The sequence below is a fragment of the Phaeovulum veldkampii DSM 11550 genome (assembly GCF_003034995.1).
GTDB lineage: Bacteria > Pseudomonadota > Alphaproteobacteria > Rhodobacterales > Rhodobacteraceae > Phaeovulum > Phaeovulum veldkampii.
Window position 1 is genome coordinate 1 of the sequence record NZ_PZKF01000094.1, and the last position, 2,206, is coordinate 2,206.

Below are 2,206 nucleotides of genomic sequence, written 5' to 3' on the forward strand. Positions count from 1 at the left end.
GATCATCATGACACCCGCCGCCAACCCCAGACGCAGGCCATAACCTTGGGCGGCATAATCCCCCCGCGCCGCCTCCCAGTGGTACAGTCCGTTGCCAAGGGCAAAGACCGCCAGCATCGCCAGCACGATCAGATTGCGCCAGTTCTTGCCCGCCACGATCTCACGCCCAATGGCCGCGGCCAGAACCAGCGGAAAGGACAGATCGACCGTCGCCGCCACCCCGGCAGGCAGGGTGCCCGACATGGCAACTGCCACGCGCCCGGCCAGCCACAGAAGGAACAGCCCGCCAAGCGGCCAGCCCACGATGGGCAACCGGCCTGTCCAGTTTGGCACAGCGGTCAAGAGAAACCCCGCGATCACCGCGCCGAGGTAGCCGAACAGGAATTCGTGCGCGTGCCAGCTGACTGGGTCAAAGGCAGTGGGCAGCGTCAGATGACCCGACAGCATCGGCACCCATAGCGTCATGGCCAGCGCAGCCCAGATCGCGGCCCCGAAGAAGAATGGCCGGAACCCGTAGGTCAGGATCGCAGGGCCGGTCCAGGCGCGCATCTGTTCGGCAGTGGTGGTCATCATGCGTCCTTCTGTTCGTACTGGACCCCGGCCTCGGTCAGGATGACGTCCAGTGCGATGTCGTGGGGTTGGGGAAAGATGGTGGCAAGCCGGGCAGATTGCAGACCGATACCGATTGTCATCGGGCGAGGCGACAGCACGGCGAGCGTGCGGTCAAAGTACCCCCCGCCGTAGCCCAGCCGAAACCCTGCTGGGTCCCAGCCCACCAAGGGGGCAAGGGTCAGGTCAGGCACCACCTCTGGCCCGTCAGCCGGGACCGGGATCTTCCAGAAGCCCTGCACCATCCTGCAATCCGGCGTCCATAGGCGGAACGCCAGTGGTGCAGAGGGCGCTGTGACCACGGGCAATGTGACGCGCGCGCCGCGTGCGAGCAGGCTTTCCAGCCAGGACCGCAAGTTCAGTTCCGCCTTGATCGGCCACCAAGCCGAGAGCGTCAGCCCGTCGACGCTCGGGAAACGTTCAGCAAGGAGGGTATCGACACGCGCGGCAATCATGTCTGCCGCTGCACGACGCTGCGACACGGACAGGGCCTGACGGTCTGCGAGCAATCGCGCGCGCTCGGCCTTGCGCCAGCGGGCGACGTCGCGCGCCTGCTCTTGGTCCACAGCCAACGGATCGAAGTAGTCCGGGGCGATCTCGCAAGCCATGCAGGGGGACGAGGCGAATGGGCCCGGCTCAGACATCGGCGCGCCGCTCCGCCTCGAACTGCGGGAACAGCACGTCGTTCTCCAGCCGCATGTGCTCGGTCAGGTCACGGGCGAACTCATCCAGTCCACGGTAAAGCCCGGTCCAGGTGCCGCAGGCCCCGTCGGGCAAGGTCAGGTTTGCGGTCAGTCGGAGGATCTCGGCCAGCTCGCGGTCATGCCCGGCATGATCGGCGCGCATCACCGCGATCGGAGTCTCGATGCCGGGCATTCCGCCCTTGCGGATCGCGGGAAACAGGATCAGTTCCTCTTTCTTCATATGTACCTCCAATTCGCCGAGCATCTCGTGCAGCAGGGCCGACAGTCCGTCAGGCACGCCCACGTCGCCGAAGTGCACGTCCTCGACACGCTCCGCCATTGCCACCAGTTGCGGAAGCTGCTCCCTGTGGCGGGCATGGTAGCGCTCCTCGATGTGCCGGGTCAGGGCGGTCGGCTCGGACGGCGCTGCAGCTTCGGTCATGTGAGGTCTCCTGTCAGAAGAACAGTTTGGGTGGGGCGACGGGGTCGCTTTGGGCTGACTGAACGGCGATGTGCAGGGAATGGGCGATCCGCTCGGCGCGCTCGATCAGGTGCAAGGCTCCCGCGGGCGTGCAGGTATCAACAGCTATCGCGCGGAACAGCGCAAGCCAGCGGTCAAAATGTGCCGCATTGATCGGCAACGGAGTATGCGCGGGCACCGGCCGGCCATGATACTGCCCGGTCATCAAGGCGATCGAAGACCAGAACGTCACCATCCGCTCAAGATGCACGGCCCAATCGGTGATGCGGGCCGCAAAGATCGGCTCCAGAACGGCATCTGCACGGACACAGCCGTAAAAGCGGTGTACCAGATCGCGCAGAACATCGGGGCTAAGACCCGTCTCTACCATAAGGGCGACCGTCACTTCCGGCCTGGTTGTCGGGATGGACAAGCTGACAGTTGCGCTGGACAT

At 65.1% G+C, this 2,206-nt stretch carries 4 protein-coding genes; all 4 read right to left on the reverse strand.

Annotated elements, in window-relative coordinates; genetic code table 11:
* A partial coding sequence (locus tag C5F46_RS15950; protein WP_146160258.1) for an NnrS family protein occupies positions 1 to 570 on the reverse strand: 570 nt, incomplete at its 3' end.
* Positions 570 to 1,217 (reverse strand): 5-formyltetrahydrofolate cyclo-ligase, encoded by a 648-nt coding sequence (locus C5F46_RS15955; protein WP_235820205.1) that lies wholly within the window; start codon positions 1,215 to 1,217, stop codon positions 570 to 572. The genes C5F46_RS15955 and C5F46_RS15950, both read right to left, overlap by 1 nt.
* A gap of 28 nt (positions 1,218 to 1,245) precedes the next feature.
* A complete protein-coding gene (locus tag C5F46_RS15960) occupies positions 1,246 to 1,734 on the reverse strand; it encodes a hemerythrin domain-containing protein (RefSeq protein WP_107326284.1) in 489 nt (162 codons plus the stop codon).
* A gap of 13 nt (positions 1,735 to 1,747) precedes the next feature.
* Positions 1,748 to 2,206: a group III truncated hemoglobin gene (locus C5F46_RS15965; RefSeq protein ID WP_107326285.1), complete on the reverse strand. Its 459-nt coding sequence runs from the start codon at positions 2,204 to 2,206 to the stop codon at positions 1,748 to 1,750.

What these genes read in the sequence shown, in the direction of transcription:
- C5F46_RS15955 (WP_235820205.1), bottom strand. Translation starts at nt 1,217, where the DNA reads ATGGCTTGCGAGATCGCCCCGGACTACTTCGATCCGTTGGCTGTGGAC.
- C5F46_RS15960 (WP_107326284.1), bottom strand. Translation starts at nt 1,734, where the DNA reads ATGACCGAAGCTGCAGCGCCGTCCGAGCCGACCGCCCTGACCCGGCAC.
- C5F46_RS15965 (WP_107326285.1), bottom strand. Translation starts at nt 2,206, where the DNA reads ATGTCCAGCGCAACTGTCAGCTTGTCCATCCCGACAACCAGGCCGGAA.